Here is an 18,018-nt window from a genome sequence, read left to right as displayed (position 1 = left end):
GGTGGCTGAGGCCATCAATGCCCCATAGGTTCCGCCGCCGCAAGCCGATCAGGCTGCGTCTCTGGTTTCCATCTTGGATGCGGCCTTGGTTGAATACTTGGGCGCTCGTGGGCGCAAGGTGCCCTGTATCGGGGGTAGAGAGCACCGATCCAGCAGGTAGGCTGTGATGTAACCTATGCTTGCGGAACATCTGTGCAGATGGGATGGTTTGGCATTCTTCGCACTCGAGGTATTAGCCATGCTCATCAACACTACGAAGCACACGTCATGATGGAGCAAGTCACCGTCTGGTTTGACAGCGGCTGCCCGCTTTGCCGGCGCGAGATCGCGATCATCCGGAGGCTGGACCGCCGCAATGCAATCCGCTTCATCGACGCCTGCGATCCCATGGCATCGTGTCCTGTCGATCGTGTGGAGATCCTGTCGCGGTTTCATGCCGAAGAAGGAGGCAAGCTTTTGTCGGGGGCGGCAGCCTTTGCCGCAATGTGGCGGGCGATACCCCTTTTGCGCCCGCTCGGTCTCATCGCAGGCTGGCCTCCCGCCACGCCATTGTTCGAGATGGCCTATCGGGGGTTCCTGCGACTGAGGCCGTCTCTGCAGAAGTTTTTCCGGTGAGTGATACCGTGGTCACGGCGCTGTCTGAGCGCGGCTCGCTGCCGACCGTCTGGAAATTTGCCGATTAGAGCGGGGGAAGCCAGGCACGCCTTCATCAAGAGCGTGCCTGGCTATGAAACCGGGTTGTTAGGCCAGCCAGAAGATGATCCCGGAAAGCGCAAAGCCAACGAGGCCCACCAACGTCTGCATCGCGGTCCAGGTCTTGAACGTGGTCTTGATGTCCATGTTGAAGAAGCGACCGACCAGCCAAAAGCCGGAATCATTGACATGCGACAGCATGACAGAACCGGATGCGACCGCGATGACGATCGCTGACAGCTGAATACCCTGATAACCGGCAGCCTGCACCGCAGGCTGCACCAGGCCAGCAGCCGTGATGAGTGCAACCGTCGCGGAGCCCTGTGCAACGCGCAGCGCGGTCGAGATCAGGAAGCCTGCCACCAGTATGGGCATACCGATATCGGCAAGCACATCCGACAAAGCATTGCCGATCCCAGAAGCACGCAGAACGCCGCCAAACATGCCGCCCGCGCCGGTGATCAGGATAACAGAGCAGACAGGTCCAAGAGCAGAGTCAACGATGCGCTCCACCTTGATCGGATCGCGACCGCGCATTGGCCCAAGAACGTAGCCGGCGACGAGAACCGAAATCAGAAGTGCGATTGGAGTAGAGCCTACGGTGCGGGCAAGCTGGAACCAGCTGGCATCCTTGCTGACCCATTCCTGTGCGCGCGCGAAGTCGAGGCCGGTATTCATGAAGATGAGAACGAGCGGCAAAAGAAGAAGTGCAACGACGAGGCCAGGGCTCGGCAGGGAGATTCTATCGTCGTCGGAGGATTGCTCATCAGTGACGTTGTCGGGCACCGGCAGGTAGATGCGTTTGCCGATCCAGCTTCCGAAAAAATGGCCCGCAACGACCCAGGTCGGGATGGCGACCAACAGACCGACGATGATCAGAAGTCCGACGTCAGCGCCCAGCAGTTCGGCTGCGGCGACAGGCCCGGGATGCGGCGGCACGAAAACGTGCATGCACGAGAAGGCGGTCGCGACCGGGATGCCGTAGAGAAGAAGGCTTCCGCCAAGGCGACGCCCTACCGTGAACATCACCGGAAGCATGACGACGAGGCCTGCATCGAAGAAGATCGGGAAGCCGAAGAACAGCGACGCGATGCCCAACGCCAGCGGTGCACGTTTTTCGCCAAATCGGCGGACGAGGTCATCCGCAAGAGCCTGCGCACCACCCGATACTTCCAGCAAGCGACCCAGCATGGCGCCAAGGCCGACAAGCAGAGCAACGCCCCCGAGGGTCGAGCCAAATGCGGACGTGAGGGTGGTGAGGATATTCCCCGCCGGAATTCCCGTCACGAGCGCGGTCAGGAAACTGACGAGAATGAGCGAGACAAAAGCGTGGATGCGAAACTTGATGATAAGAACCAGCAGCAGCGCAACGGCGCCAGCCGCAATGGATATGAGCGTACCCGCTCCCAGGGTCTGTTCGAACTCCGGCAAAATTATACTCCTACAGGGCTTAGCGGTTGTGTCTGCGCGATGTACGGAGGTATCGCCCAGAATGCAAACTCAACCTCAATCGACGTGCACGACCACGTTAGGGCCGCTGCTCAGCGCGGCTTACAGGAATTGCCTGCGAAGGCTCTATTCAACTTGAAATCGGACGTTCAACCAGAACGGCTGGTCATCAAGCAGTGTCAGTCGCGTCGCGCATTTGCCTGCATCCTGCGGCGAAACGCGGATGGCCGGTCGGCGAAGCGGTCAGCAAAAGCTTCGTAGAAGCGCGACACCGAGCCGAAGCCGGATTCGAAGGCGACATTCGTGATCGACATGTCTGTCGAGATCAAAAGCGAGCGAGCCGTGTCCAGCCGGTGGCGGGCAATCGCCTGGTTCATCGTCTGGCCGACCGCCCGCTTGAACAGGCTCATGGCATAATTTGGATGAAGTCCCACATCCCGCGCCACGTGATCGACGGAAATATCGCCGAGGGCGTGTTCGGCAATGAAACGCAACATCTGCTCCACATGACCGGCGCGCCCGCTGTCACTGGATGATAGGCCGGCAATGGCAGGGGCGTGTTCGCGCAGATCCCGCCAACCTTCCCGTTCGATCCTCAAAACCCGGGCCGTGAGCTCGGTTCGGACGATCTCTGCCAGTCCCTCGTCACCCTGCAAGAGTTCCTCGCGCCATCTGAGAAAGACGTCCTCATCGAAAGGCCTGATAACGGTCGCTTCGATGACCGCACCACGGAAGACGGCATCCCGGAACCGGCTGAGAGTGGCAAGACCAAGAAAAACGGACATGGGAACATAGAGACAGACAAACCGCGTACCTTTTTCGATCTCCGTCACCTGATGCGGAACCATGCCCCAGAAAAGGCAGAGACGGCCCGCGCCGATCGTCAATTCCCGCCCGTCGAACCAGTAGGTCATTTGGCCCTGGGTAAGAAAATTCAGTTCGATCTGACTGTGCATATGCGGGCCTGCCATCCGCTGCACGACAAGAGTTTCGCCGGCGCAGAACCGATGGTCGCCGAACACGACAAGCGGGTGCCGCGGATCGAGATCGGGATGTGCCGGAACCGATCCGTCCTTTGAAATGGTTGATGCGGCCTTATCCATCTTAGGATCCCGGAAAACATTCCCTGAAATACGGTGGAACTCTACGGGTTTGTGGCGGAACATCAAGACGGGCTGGAGGAGCTCGATCGGTAAGGCTGAAATCTAGGACTTCATCCGGTTACCGATGGTCACAAGGGAGGAACACATGACCGTTCTAAGAAAGAGGCTGCTTGGCCTCGCATTGTCGACTTTTCTGATCGCGCCATCGGTTTTCGCGGGCGAAATCACTGTCAATTCAGACCATTCGGATCCCGTGCCGAAAAAGGCGATGGGCGATCTGATTGCCGCCTTCGAGAAGGCCAACCCCGACATCAAGGTGAAGTGGAACAACTTTGACCACGAAGGCTACAAGGCCGCCATCCGCAACTTCCTGACCGCCGACGCGCCTGATGTCGTCGCCTGGTATGCCGGCAATCGCATGGAGCCCTTCGTCAAGGCGGGACTGTTTGCCGATGTGAGCGATGTCTGGGCGGCCAATGGCTACGATCAGCAGATGAAGGCTGCCGTACCGTCAATGACGATCGACGGCAAGAAGTGGGGCATGCCCTACACCTATTACCAGTGGGGCATCTACTACCGTAAGGACATCTTTGCCGAAAAGGGCATCACCCCGCCAAAGAACTGGGCAGAGCTGATTGCCGCGAGCGCCAAGCTCAAGGCTGCGGGGATCACGCCCTTCACGATCGGCACCAAGGCACTCTGGCCGACCGGCGGCTGGTTCGACTATCTCAATCTTCGCGTCAACGGCTACCAGTTCCACATGGACCTGACGGCCGGCAAGGTTCCTTACACCGATCCCAAGGTAAAGGCCGTGTTCGAGAAATGGGCCGAGCTCGTCAAGCCCGGCTATTTCATCGAAAACCATGCGGCGATCGACTGGCAGGACGCAGTCCCGCAGCTTGTCCAGGGCAAGGCCGCCATGTATCTGCTGGGCAATTTCGCCGTCGCCACGATGAAGGACGGCGGTCTGAAGGAAGAGCAGATCGGCTTCCTTCCCTTCCCTGAAATCACCCCCGGCCTGCCGAGGGCCGAAGAAGCGCCGACGGATACGTTCCACATTCCGGCCAAGGCCAAGAACAAGGAAGACGCCAAGAAATTCCTCGCTTACGTCGGCTCGGCCCAGGCACAGTCAACGATGAATGCGACGCTTGGCCAGCTGCCCGTCAACAATCAGGCGGAAAAGCCTAAGGACGTCTTCCTCGAGGCGGGCTTCACGATGCTATCGGGCGCCCAGGGTCTTGCGCAGTTCTATGACCGCGATGCCAATGCCGAAATGGCAAAGGCCGGCATGGAAGGCTTCCAGGAGTTCATGGTCAAGCCGGACAAGATCGACGCCATCCTGGCGCGGCTCGAGAAGATCCGCACCCGCGTCTACAAGTAGCGCTTCCTCCCAGGAAACCGGGCGCAGCGACCGAAAGGTCCTGCGTCCGGCCGCAATCCGAAGAAATCTGCAGGGGTATCGTCGTGAGCTATTCCGCAACGCCGCCGTCGCGCCGCTCGAAGAACAACAGGGAATGGCTCACGCCATGGCTGTTTCTCGCCCCCGGCCTTTTCATGTTCATCGTCTATGTCCTTTTGCCGATCTTCCAGTCGATCTGGATCAGCTTTCATGACTGGGACGGGCTTGGCGAAAAGGTCTGGATCGGGCTTGGCAACTACAGCGAACTTCTGGATGACGATTCCTTCTACGTTTCCCTCAAGAACAACGTCATCTGGCTGCTGCTCTATCTTTTGGCGATCCCTGCGGGCCTTGCCGTAGCACTTTTTCTCAACCAGTCGGTCACCGGCATCCGGCTCTACAAATCGCTGTTCTTCTTTCCGTTTGTCATCAGCCAGGTCGTGGTCGGCCTGATCTTCACCTGGTTCTACGCGCCGGATTTCGGGCCGTTTTCGAAACTGCTGGAGTGGCTGACGGGCGAGCAGCTGGCGGTCCTGGCGGATGAGCGCTACGTCACCTACGGCATCATCATCGCCGGCCTGTGGCCACAGACGGCCTATTGCATGATCCTCTACCTGACAGGTCTCAACAACATCAATCCGGAACAGGTCGAGGCCGCGCGGATGGATGGCGCGAAGGGGCTCAAGCTTCTCTGGTACGTCGTCCTGCCGCAGCTTGCGCCGGCGACTTTCATCGCGATGGTCGTCACCGTCATCGGTTCGCTGCGCTCCTTCGACCTCGTGTCGATCATGACCGCCGGCGGTCCTTACGGATCGAGCCAGGTTCTCTCCTACTTCATGTTCGAACAGGCATTGTCGGAATACGGTTTCCGCATGGGGTATGGCGCCGCCATCGCAGTCGTGCTGTTCCTGATCATGATGGTGTTCATCTCGCTCTTCATCGTGCGGATGCTTGTCCAGGAAAGGAACGCCTGATGTTCCCCTCCCCCATTCAGAACGCATCGCCATGGATGCGGACCGGCTACAAGGTGCTCTTGCCTGTGTCGCTCGTCCTCTGGCTGCTGCCGCTGATCGGCGTCGCCATCACCTCGGTGCGGCCGGCGGGCGATCTTGCAGCCGGCAACTACTTCGGCATTCCCTCCGGTTTTGCCGGTGTCGAGAACTATACGGCCGTCTTCCGGGATTCTCCGATCGGTCTCTACATCCTGAACTCGTTCAAGGTGACGATCCCGACGGTGATCGGCGCGGTCGGTATTTCCTGCCTGACCGGGTTTGCGCTTGCGGTCTATCGCTTCAAGGGCAATCTCGTCCTGTTCTTCATGTTCGTCGCGGGCAATTTCATTCCGTTCCAGATCCTGATGGTGCCGGTTCGCGACCTGACGCTGAAACTCGGTCTCTATGACACCGTGACAGGACTGGTGCTTTTCCATGCAGCCTTCCAGACCGGTTTCTGCACGCTCTTCATGCGCAACTTCATCAAGGGCTTGCCCTTTGCCCTGATTGAATCCGCGCGCGTCGAAGGCGTGTCGGAATGGAAGATCTTTCGCCATATCGTGCTGCCGCTGATGCGGCCGGCGATTGCGGCGCTGTCCGTCCTGATCTTCACCTTTGTCTGGAACGACTATTTCTGGGCGACCGTGCTCGTGCAAGGCCAGCACGCCATGCCGGTGACTGCCGGCCTCTACTCGCTGAACGGCCAATGGGTTGCCGCCTGGCATCTGGTGTCCGCCGGTTCGATCATCGCGGCCCTGCCGCCGGTCGCCATGTTTTTCCTGATGCAACGGCATTTCATTGCCGGCCTGACACTTGGAGCGACCAAGGGATGAGTGACATCGTAACTGTCGGCTCGGGCGATTTCGCACTCAGCCTGCGCCTGCCCGAAACCGGAATGCCCGAGTTCCTGGCCTTCGGCCGCCCGCCGGTTGTCGCCGATCCGCTGTTTGAGATCGAACGATCGAGCCGTATCAACGGCATGGACGTCGCCGTCCCCTCGGCCGTCCTGCTGCCATCTGGCGGAATGGGCTTTTTCGGCTGGCCGGCGATTGCAGGCCACCGCGCCGGCCGCGATTTCATTCTCGCGTTCAGCGGCTGGTCGGTAGCACGGGACGGAGCACAGACCGTGCTTTCGGCAAGCGACCCGGTTGCCCGGATCGGGATCGCCATCACGCTTACGGACCATGCTTCCGGCGTGCTCTCGATCGCAACCCGGCTCTCCAATCTAGGCGATACCGACTACCAGCTCGATCGCTGCATGGCCGCGAGCTTCCTCGCGCCCTCAGGTGAGACAACGATCACCAGTTTTACCGGCTCATGGGGACGAGAATTCCAGACCCGTCGTGAAACGCTCGGCAATGGCCTGTGGATGCAGGAAAACCGCCGCGGCCGCACCTCCCACGACCGGTTGCCGATGCTGTTCGTCGAGAGCGCTGACCAGCGTTTCGGCGTCACGCTCGGATGGAGCGGCAATCACCAGATCGCCATCGACCGTACCGATGATGGTCAGCGGCTCGTCCATCTCGGCGAACTGTTCGAGCCGGGCGAGATCATTCTAGCGCCGGGCGAGAGTTACCAAAGCCCGGTCGCCTATGCCGGGCCGCATAGCGAGGCATTTCATGCCTTCGTCCGCACCGAGCTTGTGCAGTGGCCGGGCGGCTCCATGAGCCCACGGCCGGTCACGCTCAACACCTGGGAAGGCAACTATTTCGACCACCTGCTGGGTTCGCTTCAGGCACAGGCGTCCGCTGCGGCCGCACTCGGCATCGAGCGGTTCGTTCTGGACGACGGATGGTTCGGCAAACGCGACGACGACACGACCAGTCTCGGCGACTGGGATATCGACCCACGCAAATATCCTGACGGACTGAAACCGCTCGTCGATCACGTGACCGGCCTCGGCATGCAGTTTGGCATCTGGTTCGAACCGGAAATGGTCAATCCCTTGTCCGACCTGTTTACCGCCCACCCGGACTGGGCGCTGCAGGTCGAAGGGCGGCCACTGCTCGCGTCCCGCAACCAGCTCGTGCTCGATCTCACCCGGCGGGACGTCTCCGACTATCTGTTTTCGAAGATTGATGCGGTGCTTGGCGCCCACGCGGTTTCCTATGTCAAATGGGACATGAACCGCGACCTGACCCATAGCGGCGGTCGCGACGGCAAAGCAAGGACCGCCGCCCAGACACGCGCCGTCTACGCCCTGATGGACCGCGTTCGCGCCGCTCACCCCGATGTCGAGATCGAAAGCTGCGCATCGGGCGGTGGTCGGATCGATTATGGCGCACTGGCGCGCACCCACCGCGTTTGGACATCGGACTGCACCGATGCGCTGGAGCGGCTGGAAATCCAGCGCGGCGCCTCGGTTTTCGTACCGCCGGAAATCCTCGGAAGTCACATCTCCGCAGACCCCAACCACCAGACCAACCGTCGCCATTCCCTGAGCTTCCGGGCGCTGGTGGCGATGGCCTATCATTTCGGCGTCGAACTCAACCCGCTGGAGCTCTCGGCAAAAGAGCGCGCCGAACTGGCGCTCTGTATTGAGACCCACAAGCGGCTTCGCCCTCTTCTGCATGCGCCCGGCGCCAATTTCCGGCTTGAGCCGATCGACGGCCGTTATGTCTGGGGTGCCGCCAGCGCTGAAAAGATCGTCGTCATCGTTGCGCAGGGACCGCAGATGGTGGGCGAACAGCCCTCTCCGCTGCGATTGCCCGAACAGATCACGCGCTTCCGCGGAACCTGGCGCATCGAGACCGTTCTGCCCGAAGAGCCCGAGTTCATCCGCATATCGGACGGTCAGAAGCGCCTGCTTTCGGGCGAGATCACTTTCGATTTGGCGAATGCCGGTCTTGCTGGCCTTCCCTTGCCGATGCTTCGGCCCGAAAGCGCCCTGCTTCTTGAACTAACACCTAACCATGGGAGACAGATGCGATGAGCGACGTCAGCCTGCGCGCCGTCAAGAAAAGCTTTGGCGCCGTCAATGTCATCAAGGGTGTCGATCTCGATATTGCCGATGGCGAGTTCTGCGTTTTCGTCGGCCCGTCCGGCTGTGGCAAGTCCACGCTGTTGCGGATGATCGCCGGCCTGGAGAAGATTTCCGAGGGCTCGCTGTCGATCGGCGGGCAGGAGATGACCGATGTCGGCCCGTCCGAGCGCGGCGTCGCCATGGTCTTCCAGTCCTATGCGCTCTATCCCCATATGACTGTTGCGGAGAATATCGGTTTTGGCCTGAAGATGACGGGCCATCCGAAGGCTCTGGTCGCGGAGCGCACAGCCTATGCGGCAAAGATGCTGCAGCTTGAGCCGCTGCTGCAGCGCAAGCCGGGGCAATTGTCGGGCGGTCAGCGCCAGCGCGTCGCGATCGGCCGCGCCATCGTCCGCAATCCGGACGTCTTCCTGTTCGACGAGCCGCTCTCCAATCTGGATGCGGCGCTGCGCGTGCAGATGCGCTCGGAGCTTTCGAAACTGCATCAGGATCTGAAGGCGACGATGATCTACGTCACCCACGATCAGGTCGAGGCGATGACCATGGCCGACAAGATCGTCGTGCTGTCGGCAGGTCGCATCGAGCAGGTCGGTGCGCCGCTCGAGCTCTATCACCGGCCGAAAAACCTGTTCGTCGCCGGTTTTATCGGTTCGCCAAAGATGAATTTCCTCACCGTTCCCGTGACATCAGGAGAAAACGGCCGTGTCAATGCAAGCCTTCCCGGCGGCGCATCGCTTTCGCTCGACACGCACGGCGCCTCTGTGAAAGGCGCAACGATGACGCTTGGCATTCGCCCCGAACATCTGGATGCGACCGGCACGGGCGACGTCGTTCTCGAAGGCCGCGTCAAGCTTGCCGAACATCTCGGGTCCGAGACGCTGTTCTTCGTTTCGCTCGCCGATGGTGCAGAGATTTCTGTCAAGGCCGACGGTCTTGCAAGCCAGCGGGCCGGCGACCCTATCCGCATCGGCATTCCGGCCAGGGCCTGCCATCTGTTCGATACCGACGGCCTCGCCGTCGTCAATGGGGATCTGACACGATAATGCTTGGCGTCTGCTACTATCCGGAACACTGGAACGAAGACCGCTGGGAAACCGATGCCCGGCGCATGCGCGAGCTCGGAATTTCCTTCGTGCGCATCGGCGAATTCGCCTGGTCACGGCTTGAGCCGAGCCGCGGCAACTTCGACTTCGCCTGGCTCGACCGGGCGATGGACGTCCTGACAAAGGCTGGCCTCAAAATCGTGCTCGGCACGCCGACGGCGACACCACCAAAGTGGTTGATCGACGAGTATCCCGACATCCTGCCCTATGACGAACACGGCCGTCTGCGCGGTTTCGGCTCGAGGCGTCATTACACGTTTTCCTCAGAGACTTGGTGGCGCGAGAGCGCCCGCATCGTCGAGGCGGTCGCAAAACGGTACGGCGACCATCCGGGCCTCGCCGGCTGGCAGACCGACAACGAATACGGCTGCCACGACACGACCCTGTCCTTTGGGCCTGAAGACCTCAAGGCATTCCGCCGCTGGCTGCGGCTGCGTTACCAGTCTGCCGAGCAGCTCAACGAAGCCTGGGGTTCGGTGTTCTGGTCGATGGAAGTCGGAAGCTTCGACGATGTCGCGCTGCCGAACCTCACTGTGACCGAAAGCAATCCGGCAACGCGGCTCGATTTCTGGCGTTTTCACTCGGATCAGGTCGCAGCCTATGACGCGATGCAGTGCGAGATCATCCGCCGGCATTCACCGGATCGCTGGATCACCCACAACTTCATGGGCTTCGTTCTTGATTTCGACCATTTCCAGGTGGCCGACAATCTCGACCTCGCCTCCTGGGACAGCTACCCGATCGGCTTCGTCGAGAAGTTTCCGTTCTCCGAGGCGGAGCGCAATCGCTGGGCCGAGACATCGCATCCGGATATCGCGCCGTTCCACCACGATCTCTATCGCGCGGTGGGTCGTGGCCGGTTCTGGGTGATGGAACAGCAACCCGGCCCGGTAAACTGGGCGCCCTGGAACCCGATCCCGAAGCCCGGAATGGTGCGCCTCTGGACCTGGGAAGCGCTGGCCCATGGCGCGGAAGTCGTCAGCTATTTCCGCTGGAGGCAGGCACCCTTCGCGCAGGAGCAGATGCATGCGGGTCTGAACCTTCCCGGCCTAGACGAACTTTCGCCCGGCGGCCGTGAAGCGGGACAGGTAGCGAGCGAGCTCGCCACCTTCGGAACTCTGCCGGAAACACAGACGGCTAAAGTTGCTGTTGTCTTCGATTACCAGAGCTACTGGACGACGGTGATCCAGCCACAGGGCAAGGACTTCCGTTACGAAGAACTGACCTTCCGCTGGTATGAAAGCCTTCGGCGCCTCGGCGTCGATATCGACTTCGTGCGCCCCGGCGCGCCGCTGGATGGCTACGCGCTCGTCGTTCTGCCCTGCGTCACGGAAGTACCCGCGGATCTGGAGAGGGAACTCCGCCAATTCGACGGCGTGGTCCTGATCGGTCCACGAACCGGATCCCGAACCCGCAACTTCACCATTCCCGACAATCTGCCCCCCGGTCCGCTCGCCGATCTCACAGGCCACCGCGTCCTGCAGGTCGCCACCCTGCGGCCGGGCCTTGCCCAGCCTGTGACCGGACAGATCTCAGGCGCAGCAATCCGCTGGCGCGAAGATATAGAAGCGACCGGCGATGTTCTTGCCCGCTTCGGCGATGGCATGCCGGCCCTCACCCGCAAGGAGAAGATCCATTACCTGGCCTGCTGGCCGGATGAGTCACTCCTTGCCGCAACGATGAGCCTGGTTCTGGACGCTGCGGACATCCCCACGTTCGAGCTGCCGGAACATGTTCGTATGCGGCGACGCGGCGAGCTCGTCTTCGCGTTTAACTACGGTGCGGAGGACTGGACGGTACCAACCGGGATCCGCATCGTGCTCGGCGAGCGCACTCTTCGCCCGTATGAGGTTGCTGTCTGGCGGGCGTGAGCGAGCCAGACAGCAACCAAACACGCGCCTGCCAAACGGTTGCTCGGGAGCTGAACGGGCCCTATGGAACGGTGCGGAACTGACCGAAATGATGCGAGCGGATCTCCACTACGACATTCGCTGAGCTGTATCAGGATTCCGGCTTAGGCCGGTTCGCGGCAGGGTGTCGACCCGACATCCTGTTTCGATCTTCAGGAATGCCAGATGGCCCGCATCAACGGATGCTGAAGGGGAAATATTTCGCGTTGATGCTGTCATAGACTTCGCCAGCCTGAAGCTCCGCCAGGGCCGCATTGATCTTTGCCGTCAACGCAGCATCGTCCTTGCGGAAAGCGATGCCCGCACCTTCGCCGAAGATCGATGTGTCCTTGACGTCGGTGCCAACGAACTTGCAGCAACGTCCTTCATTTGTGTTCGTGAGCCAGTCGTACACGGCAAGCTTGTCTTCAAGCATGACGTCAACGTCCTCGTTTGCCAGCGCCTTGTAAAGCTCCGGCGAGGAGCGAAACACCGTTGTCTCGGCGCTTGGGAAAAACTTCTTGATGTATGCCTGCTGTGAGGTCTCCGCCGCGATGCCGACGCGCAGGCCCTTGAGGCTTTCGTCCGATATGGTGGTCAAGACCGAGTCTTTGCGTGCGATAAAGACGGAGGGACTGTCGTAGTATTTGTCCGAGAATGTCACGAGTTTGCGTCTCTCTGCACTCATCGACATGGACGATACGATCATGTCGTATTTGTTCGAAAGCAGATTGGGGATCATGTCGGTCCATTCCTGGACGACCAGTTCGCAGGAAAGCCGTGCCGTCTCACAAAGGGCCTTGGCGATGTCGACGTCGAAACCCTGCAGTTGACCGCTGGAGTCCACGTAGTTGAAGGGAGGAAAGCCTCCCTCAAACGCAACCTTGATCTTCTGATCTCCTGCCCGGTCGGCAGCGACTGCCTCTCTAAGGTTATGTGTGGGCAAAAGGAGCAACGAAGCAGCTATACACAGTGTGATCAGCGCTCTGGGGTTCATTTTCGGCATCTGGCTCTCCTCTTGTCGTCCGGGCTCGATTCCCGTATTGGGAATATTAGAACATACAAGGATTAAGAGCTTCTCTCGCATGCTTGTCAGCGGCCAACCAGAAGCTCATCTTGACCCCGGCCGCTTCCGGCATTGCGTGTTTTCGTCATCAATCGCGAATGCTTCAATTTTGAGACATGCTTTAAAAGCATTTCGTAATTAATCCCCTCTACACTTCCCTGGGCGAGGGGAGATTCCGTGTCTTCAAACTGGGTGTTTTCATTGTTGACGCGACTGTCGGCTCGTTCGTCGTCGCAGTCGGTTTTGATCCTGCTGACCGGAACCGGTCTTGCAATATTAGGGCTCGTTGTTCTCGCAGCCATTTGGGCCGGAAGTGAAAGCGACTCTGCGGCGCGCGACAGGCAACGAGAGCTGGTTGACGGCAGGCTGCAAAATCAGGTCGACCGCGTTGCACAGGATATGCAACTGCTGGCGGAAGGCTATGCTTCATTCTTATCGCCCGGCTCTTCGGACAGCGGCACGGAGATATCCAGAAGCGCGTCGATCCAGACGTTTGGTCGGATCGCCACATCCGTCTTTGGCTACAGCGCCGTTTTTCTGATTTCGCCCGACGGAGAACTCGCACTCCAGCCTGACCCCGATAGCGTGCGTCGTTTCAAATGGGTTCGTCCCGTCCTTTGGCCAATGATCTCGGCCGTAACAAAAGGCCTGGAAACCAATGGGCAGCACGCTCCCGCTCCCCAAAAGAACCAGGTGGAGTTGCTCCGGCTGGAAGGCAGGCCCTCGATTGCGGGCATCGTTCCGGTGGTTCATCAGGTGCAAGATGATCCAGGTAAGGTGAAGGCGGAATACTATCTGATCGCCATCCGGTTTTTGGACGGCCCGACGCTCGATATGTTGAGCAGGGAGCAGGGTCTCGCGGGGGCACGTTATGCTCGCACAGCGGATTACGAACCGGGTGAGGTCGCGTTCCAGGTGGCGTCCACCCGCACGGCAGAGCCCATCGGATTTATCGTCTGGAAACCGGATCTGCCTGGGTCTCGCGTTATCGCGCGTCTCCTGCCCTTCCTGTCTGCCGCCGGACTTGTCGTCACCATCTTGTTTTCCGCCCTGCTGCTGCGCCTGCGTTATAGCCTGAAACAACTCGCTGCGAGCGAGACCCATGCGCGGCATCTTTCCCATCACGACGTGCTGACCGGTCTTCCCAACCGCGCTTTGTTTGCGACAAGACTTGAGCAATGTCTTACCGAACTCGGGACACAAGACCGCCAGACTGTCGTCGCGCTGATCGACCTCGACCGATTCAAGCAGGTCAACGACGTCTACGGCCATCTCGCTGGCGATGAGCTGTTGCGTATCGCCGTAGAGCGGATGAAGTCGCTTCTTCGGCCTGGTGACACACTTGCGCGTTTCGGCGGCGACGAGTTTGCCCTCCTCATCCCCTCTCTCGGCCACAACCGAAGCATCATCGGTTTGTGCAACGAGATCATGGCGCGCATCAGCGACCCGTTTCATCTTGTGAACGGTACTGTCGTTGTCTCTATCGGCGGCTCCATCGGATACACGGCCCCTGAGGGCGCGTTTACCACTGCCCGGGAACTCCTTCGTCGGGCAGACGTCGCACTCTACGATGCCAAGGAAAGTGGCCGCGGCCGCGCGGCAGAATACAATAGTTCACTGGACACCCGCGCAAACGAACGCACCGAACTGCGGAACGAACTGCGCATCATGCTGGAAAGAGATGAAGGTCCGGGTGACACGCAACGGGTGATCCGCGACAACAGGGTAGGTCATCTGGAAGTTTTTGCTCAAGGCGTCCATCAGGCAGACAGGTCAGGTGATCTTACAGGTGCGGAAGCTCTTGTCCGATGGCGCCACCCGACAAGGGGGCTTCTGTCGCCCGACAAGTTTATTCCGATTGCTGAAGAAGCCGGGATGATCAACCAGCTTGGCCGATGGGTCTTGCTCACGGCCGCCGCCGCTGCTGCGTCCTGGCCGGCTCATCTCTCGATTGCCGTCAACGTCTCCCCGTCACAAATCGGACAGCGCAACTTTGCCCAGATGGTTCTGTCGATTCTGAGAGATTGCGGGCTTTCGCCGGATCGCTTGGAGCTTGAAGTAACAGAGGCTGCCATTTTCAACCTCGACGAAGGCGCGGCCGAGAACCTGAACCTACTCAGGTCACGCGGGGTGAGAATTGCGCTCGACGATTTCGGCACCGGCTTTTCGTCGCTGAGCCATTTGATTGACCTCAAAATCGACCGCGTAAAGATCGACAGGTCTTTCGTCCAATTGCTGGGCTGCAAGGCAGAAGGTGCCGCCATCGTCTCCGCTATCGCCAGTCTGAGCCGAACATTGGGCAAGGCAACAACGGCCGAGGGTGTCGAAACCGAGGAGCAGAGGGAGTTCCTGATCGCAGCGGGATGCGACGAGCTGCAAGGTTACCTTTTCTCGCGACCCATACCGATCGAGGCCTTCGGCCACCAGGTGCGGCCGAGCCAAATACGCCTCTCGTTATAAACGGAACACGAACGGTGGCAGAATTCCTTCGGTCGTTTCGGATCTGCCACAACTCTCGACAGTCGATGACGTCTTGCCTACAACGGATCAGGTCGTATGTTGTCTTGCTAACGTTACGGCGCGCGAAACAACTCCTGAGGAGGAAAGCTGGAATGAATTTCTTCCCGAGGGTGGCTTTGGTGGCCGTTGTCTTGCAGTTGGGTCTCGGTCATGCGCGGGCAGACCGTCCTGATGTGGATCAGTCGGTGATGGTGTTCGGTGGCGCTATGGTCGATGAGAACATGCTCGACGCTGCCAACGTGTTCGGTTCTGACTACGAAGATAACGCGTTGATTGGGCTGGGTTACCAGGTGTTCCCATACCAGTTCGGGACGTTCAGCTTCGGCCTCGAGGCGGGTCTTGCTGGTCGGTTCGGCCAGAGCACGAGCGGCGAGGTGTGGGGCGGTGTCGTGGGCCGACATGACGGCGTCAAGCTTGGTCCTGTGCGTGTCGCGCCATCTTTCACGTTCGGCCTCAGCCATGTCACCAAAAGCCAGAAAGGTCGGGAGCGGGATCACGAGCAGGAACGGGACGGCAACGCCCGCACCCTGTTCTACCTTGGGCCTGAGCTGAGCCTTTCGAGCGACAAGCTCCCGAACACGGAAGTGTTCTGGCGGCTCCACCATCGCTCAGGCGCATGGGGAACGCTGGGCGACATGCACGGCGGCTCGAACGCCAATGTCGTAGGGGTCCGGTACAAGTTCTGACAAAAAAGGTCCGTATCAGGCTCAGCCTGATCGCATGGCCTGACGTTTGAAATGTCGATCGGCAGATGCCGGCGGCAGATCACACTGACTTTGGGAACAGTGGAGTCACATTCGTGGTTGCATTCCCGGTGGCGGGTTGGAGCTTGTTTGCGGTCGCCTTATCGAGGCCGTGCAGAATCTTGGCCAGCCCTTCCGCCTGACGATAGTAGTCCGGTTTTTCAGGAAGGGTCAGGTCGAACTCGCTGCTGATCCGAGCAATCAGATCCATCGCTCTTGCAGCAAGCCGGGCGTAACCCTCAATGCGGCGCTCGAAAAAGCCGTCATGCGCGGGTTTCGACAAATCGAGGCTTTCGAGAGCGTTCTCGTGGTTGCTAACACGGTTTGAAAACCACAATATCTCTTCGCCAAGATCTGCCCCGAAAAGTTGCCAGTCCGCGTCGTCAGGAAGGATCAGCACTGGTTCGGGAAGATGGAACGCGAACTCCTCTTGGTCCATAGGATTGAACTCAGGCCGGTCATGGACGGCTGCGTAGGCAGCCCCGACATAGTCATCGAGCGCCAGCATCGTTCGCATTGCAAGGCTGCGCGCGTTCCGGTTTGTCTGTCCCGGACGGACGAGAACGCCAAGTTTGTGGATGGACCGACTGGCGGATCCCAGAGCAAAGCTACCAGCGCCAATCAGCGCTCCCAACGTCATGAAACCTTGCGTTGTGCCGAAGAAATCAATCACCGAGTACCTCGTTAAGTAAGCCCGTCGTGGAGTCGACTGAAGAGTAAAAAACCGGAATCGTTCCAAGTGACAGTCTGCACCGAAGCGTGCATAAAACAAACGTTACCGTTCCAGTTTGATGAGATTTTCAAGATGGAGCGGGCTTTACCGGCAATAGATGTGATGCCGAGCAGCCGTGTTCAAGTCTGCGGGCGATGCCCATCCTTCAGCGCGGGGCCTACGTCATAGAGGTTCTCCATGTCTTCTGGACGAGGCATTGTCACGAGAAACAGGCTTCGTCGCCGGCAACAAGAACCGCGTCCATGCGTTATCGTCGCAACGGTCTCATGGTAACTGCGAATAGATCGATAATGGAGACGACGATGGTGGCGGGTGTATTTGACGTTACGCAACTCAACTTGATCAGAGACGCGCACCTCGACTGGTGCGCCGTTAACACCGTTGAGCCGACCAGCGTGTTGGGGGAGGAAGCGGTTGCCTATCTGTTGAGGGCATATGGCGCTGGCTGCGACAGCCCCCAAGAGATGATCGCGTCCCTCGATCGTCACATCAGCGAACGGGCGAGCCACGTACAGCTGGGATCGCCTGCTATACCATCATCCGGCGACGAACGTTGAAACCAGCGGCTGAGGCAACGCTGCCCGGCGACCGACCACGCAATCTCGTGTGTAAGTCTTAGACGATCGTTCGAGCGCCGGTCACAAGGCTTTGCCTTCCAAACGGGCCCGCAGTGTCGCGTTTTCTGCTTCCAGCTGATGCAGTCTTTGACGAAGGGGTGCTACCGCTTCCTCGACCTGCTGCTCGGTATAGCGCGGGATGATGTGTTGCGGGCAGTTCCAGTCGTAAGCCTCGAGCCGAAGCTTGAATAACCGCTCCGGCCTGCCTTTGTAGGTGGGATCGGAGACCAGATCGGTAAGAGCCTGATCGGCATCGAGCGTTAGCCGCTCGACATGTGCGTAGATTTTGAGCCGGGCTCGTCGGACGTAGTCCATCAGGAACAGGCAGGCTCGGTCGTTGGCTGCGAAATTTCCTGCACTGATGTACTGGCGGTTACCTCGATAGTCGGCAAATGCCATGGTTCGAGGATCGACGACCTTCAAAAAACCAGCTCTCCCTCCACGGTGTTGAACGTATGGCCACCCGGTTTCAGACACCGATGCCATGTAGAAGCTGTCGCGCGAGGCGATGAAGGCGATTTCGTTTTCCGTGAATGTATCTGAGGGGCGGTCGTGGTTGCCCAACCATATTTGATCCGCACCCATATCCGCCTGTGCGGCTCTGACGCTCGGCGTCACGGCGACTTCCAGGAAATGATACGACACGTGAACCCCCATATTCAGGCGGGCCCGCATGGTGACCGGACGGCGCCGCGGATCGGACTATAGCTCGACCAAATCAAAGATTG

Annotated in this window: 14 protein-coding genes; 9 read left to right on the top strand and 5 right to left on the bottom strand. The window is 59.6% G+C overall.

The window, feature by feature from the left end:
• Nucleotides 1–198: 198 nt before the first annotated feature.
• Nucleotides 199–615, top strand: coding sequence for a thiol-disulfide oxidoreductase DCC family protein (locus BLW69_RS14655; RefSeq protein ID WP_244508865.1), 417 nt, complete (start codon nt 199–201; stop codon nt 613–615).
• A 126-nt stretch (nt 616–741) separates the two neighbouring features.
• On the opposite strand, the gene BLW69_RS14650 is transcribed toward BLW69_RS14655, so the two are convergent.
• Both BLW69_RS14650 and BLW69_RS14645 read right to left on the bottom strand, forming a co-directional pair.
• Nucleotides 742–2,124, bottom strand: a complete 1,383-nt coding sequence (locus BLW69_RS14650) for a GntP family permease (RefSeq protein ID WP_175487273.1) — start codon at nt 2,122–2,124, stop codon at nt 742–744.
• A gap of 197 nt (nt 2,125–2,321) precedes the next feature.
• The gene (locus tag BLW69_RS14645; RefSeq protein WP_092662955.1) at nt 2,322–3,245 is read right to left on the bottom strand and encodes a helix-turn-helix domain-containing protein; all 924 of its coding nucleotides are present in this window, start codon (nt 3,243–3,245) and stop codon (nt 2,322–2,324) included.
• A 145-nt stretch (nt 3,246–3,390) separates the two neighbouring features.
• On the opposite strand from BLW69_RS14645, the gene BLW69_RS14640 reads away from it, so the two are divergent.
• The 6 genes from BLW69_RS14640 (at nt 3,391) to BLW69_RS14615 (ending at nt 11,593) form a co-directional block, all read left to right on the top strand.
• Nucleotides 3,391–4,626, top strand: coding sequence for an ABC transporter substrate-binding protein (locus tag BLW69_RS14640; RefSeq protein ID WP_092662953.1), 1,236 nt, complete (start codon nt 3,391–3,393; stop codon nt 4,624–4,626).
• A gap of 173 nt (nt 4,627–4,799) precedes the next feature.
• Nucleotides 4,800–5,618, top strand: coding sequence for a carbohydrate ABC transporter permease (locus BLW69_RS14635; protein WP_092663456.1), 819 nt, complete (start codon nt 4,800–4,802; stop codon nt 5,616–5,618).
• Nucleotides 5,618–6,469: a carbohydrate ABC transporter permease gene (locus tag BLW69_RS14630; RefSeq protein ID WP_092662951.1), complete on the top strand. Its 852-nt coding sequence runs from the start codon at nt 5,618–5,620 to the stop codon at nt 6,467–6,469. The genes BLW69_RS14635 and BLW69_RS14630 overlap by 1 nt, the downstream gene beginning before the upstream one ends.
• Nucleotides 6,466–8,568: an alpha-galactosidase gene (locus tag BLW69_RS14625; protein WP_092662949.1), complete on the top strand. Its 2,103-nt coding sequence runs from the start codon at nt 6,466–6,468 to the stop codon at nt 8,566–8,568. The genes BLW69_RS14630 and BLW69_RS14625 overlap by 4 nt, the downstream gene beginning before the upstream one ends.
• Nucleotides 8,565–9,662 (top strand): ABC transporter ATP-binding protein, encoded by a 1,098-nt coding sequence (gene ugpC / locus BLW69_RS14620; protein ID WP_092662947.1) that lies wholly within the window; start codon nt 8,565–8,567, stop codon nt 9,660–9,662. Before BLW69_RS14625 ends, ugpC begins: the two co-directional genes overlap by 4 nt.
• Nucleotides 9,662–11,593 (top strand): beta-galactosidase, encoded by a 1,932-nt coding sequence (locus BLW69_RS14615; RefSeq protein ID WP_092662945.1) that lies wholly within the window; start codon nt 9,662–9,664, stop codon nt 11,591–11,593. The genes ugpC and BLW69_RS14615 overlap by 1 nt, the downstream gene beginning before the upstream one ends.
• Nucleotides 11,594–11,807: 214 nt before the next feature.
• On the opposite strand, the gene BLW69_RS14610 is transcribed toward BLW69_RS14615, so the two are convergent.
• On the bottom strand, nt 11,808–12,617 hold the full coding sequence (locus BLW69_RS14610; protein ID WP_244508841.1) for a transporter substrate-binding domain-containing protein: 810 nt from the start codon (nt 12,615–12,617) through the stop codon (nt 11,808–11,810).
• 237 nt (nt 12,618–12,854) lie between these two features.
• Between BLW69_RS14610 and BLW69_RS14605 the strand changes: the two genes are divergently transcribed.
• Nucleotides 12,855–15,137 (top strand): putative bifunctional diguanylate cyclase/phosphodiesterase, encoded by a 2,283-nt coding sequence (locus BLW69_RS14605; RefSeq protein ID WP_092662943.1) that lies wholly within the window; start codon nt 12,855–12,857, stop codon nt 15,135–15,137.
• A gap of 152 nt (nt 15,138–15,289) precedes the next feature.
• Nucleotides 15,290–15,883: a hypothetical protein gene (locus BLW69_RS14600; RefSeq protein ID WP_162759477.1), complete on the top strand. Its 594-nt coding sequence runs from the start codon at nt 15,290–15,292 to the stop codon at nt 15,881–15,883.
• A 79-nt stretch (nt 15,884–15,962) separates the two neighbouring features.
• Here BLW69_RS14600 and BLW69_RS14595 read toward each other — a convergent pair whose 3' ends face one another.
• Nucleotides 15,963–16,613: a hypothetical protein gene (locus BLW69_RS14595; protein ID WP_092662941.1), complete on the bottom strand. Its 651-nt coding sequence runs from the start codon at nt 16,611–16,613 to the stop codon at nt 15,963–15,965.
• A 698-nt stretch (nt 16,614–17,311) separates the two neighbouring features.
• Nucleotides 17,312–17,935, bottom strand: a complete 624-nt coding sequence (locus BLW69_RS14585) for a pyridoxamine 5'-phosphate oxidase family protein (protein ID WP_092663452.1) — start codon at nt 17,933–17,935, stop codon at nt 17,312–17,314.
• Nucleotides 17,936–18,018 lie beyond the last annotated feature (83 nt).

Source organism: Rhizobium sp. NFR12 (assembly GCF_900108545.1).
GTDB lineage: Bacteria > Pseudomonadota > Alphaproteobacteria > Rhizobiales > Rhizobiaceae > Neorhizobium > Neorhizobium soli.
Note: the sequence above shows the minus strand (reverse complement) of the source record. Positions and strands in the feature narration are given on the sequence as shown.

Coding starts and splice junctions, on each gene's coding strand:
- BLW69_RS14615 (WP_092662945.1), top strand. CDS start 9,662: ATGCTTGGCGTCTGCTACTATCCGGAACACTGGAACGAAGACCGCTGG.
- BLW69_RS14625 (WP_092662949.1), top strand. CDS start 6,466: ATGAGTGACATCGTAACTGTCGGCTCGGGCGATTTCGCACTCAGCCTG.
- BLW69_RS14640 (WP_092662953.1), top strand. CDS start 3,391: ATGACCGTTCTAAGAAAGAGGCTGCTTGGCCTCGCATTGTCGACTTTT.
- BLW69_RS14655 (WP_244508865.1), top strand. CDS start 199: ATGGGATGGTTTGGCATTCTTCGCACTCGAGGTATTAGCCATGCTCAT.
- BLW69_RS14600 (WP_162759477.1), top strand. CDS start 15,290: ATGAATTTCTTCCCGAGGGTGGCTTTGGTGGCCGTTGTCTTGCAGTTG.
- ugpC (WP_092662947.1), top strand. CDS start 8,565: ATGAGCGACGTCAGCCTGCGCGCCGTCAAGAAAAGCTTTGGCGCCGTC.
- BLW69_RS14635 (WP_092663456.1), top strand. CDS start 4,800: ATGTTCATCGTCTATGTCCTTTTGCCGATCTTCCAGTCGATCTGGATC.
- BLW69_RS14610 (WP_244508841.1), bottom strand. CDS start 12,617: ATGCCGAAAATGAACCCCAGAGCGCTGATCACACTGTGTATAGCTGCT.
- BLW69_RS14630 (WP_092662951.1), top strand. CDS start 5,618: ATGTTCCCCTCCCCCATTCAGAACGCATCGCCATGGATGCGGACCGGC.
- BLW69_RS14645 (WP_092662955.1), bottom strand. CDS start 3,245: ATGGATAAGGCCGCATCAACCATTTCAAAGGACGGATCGGTTCCGGCA.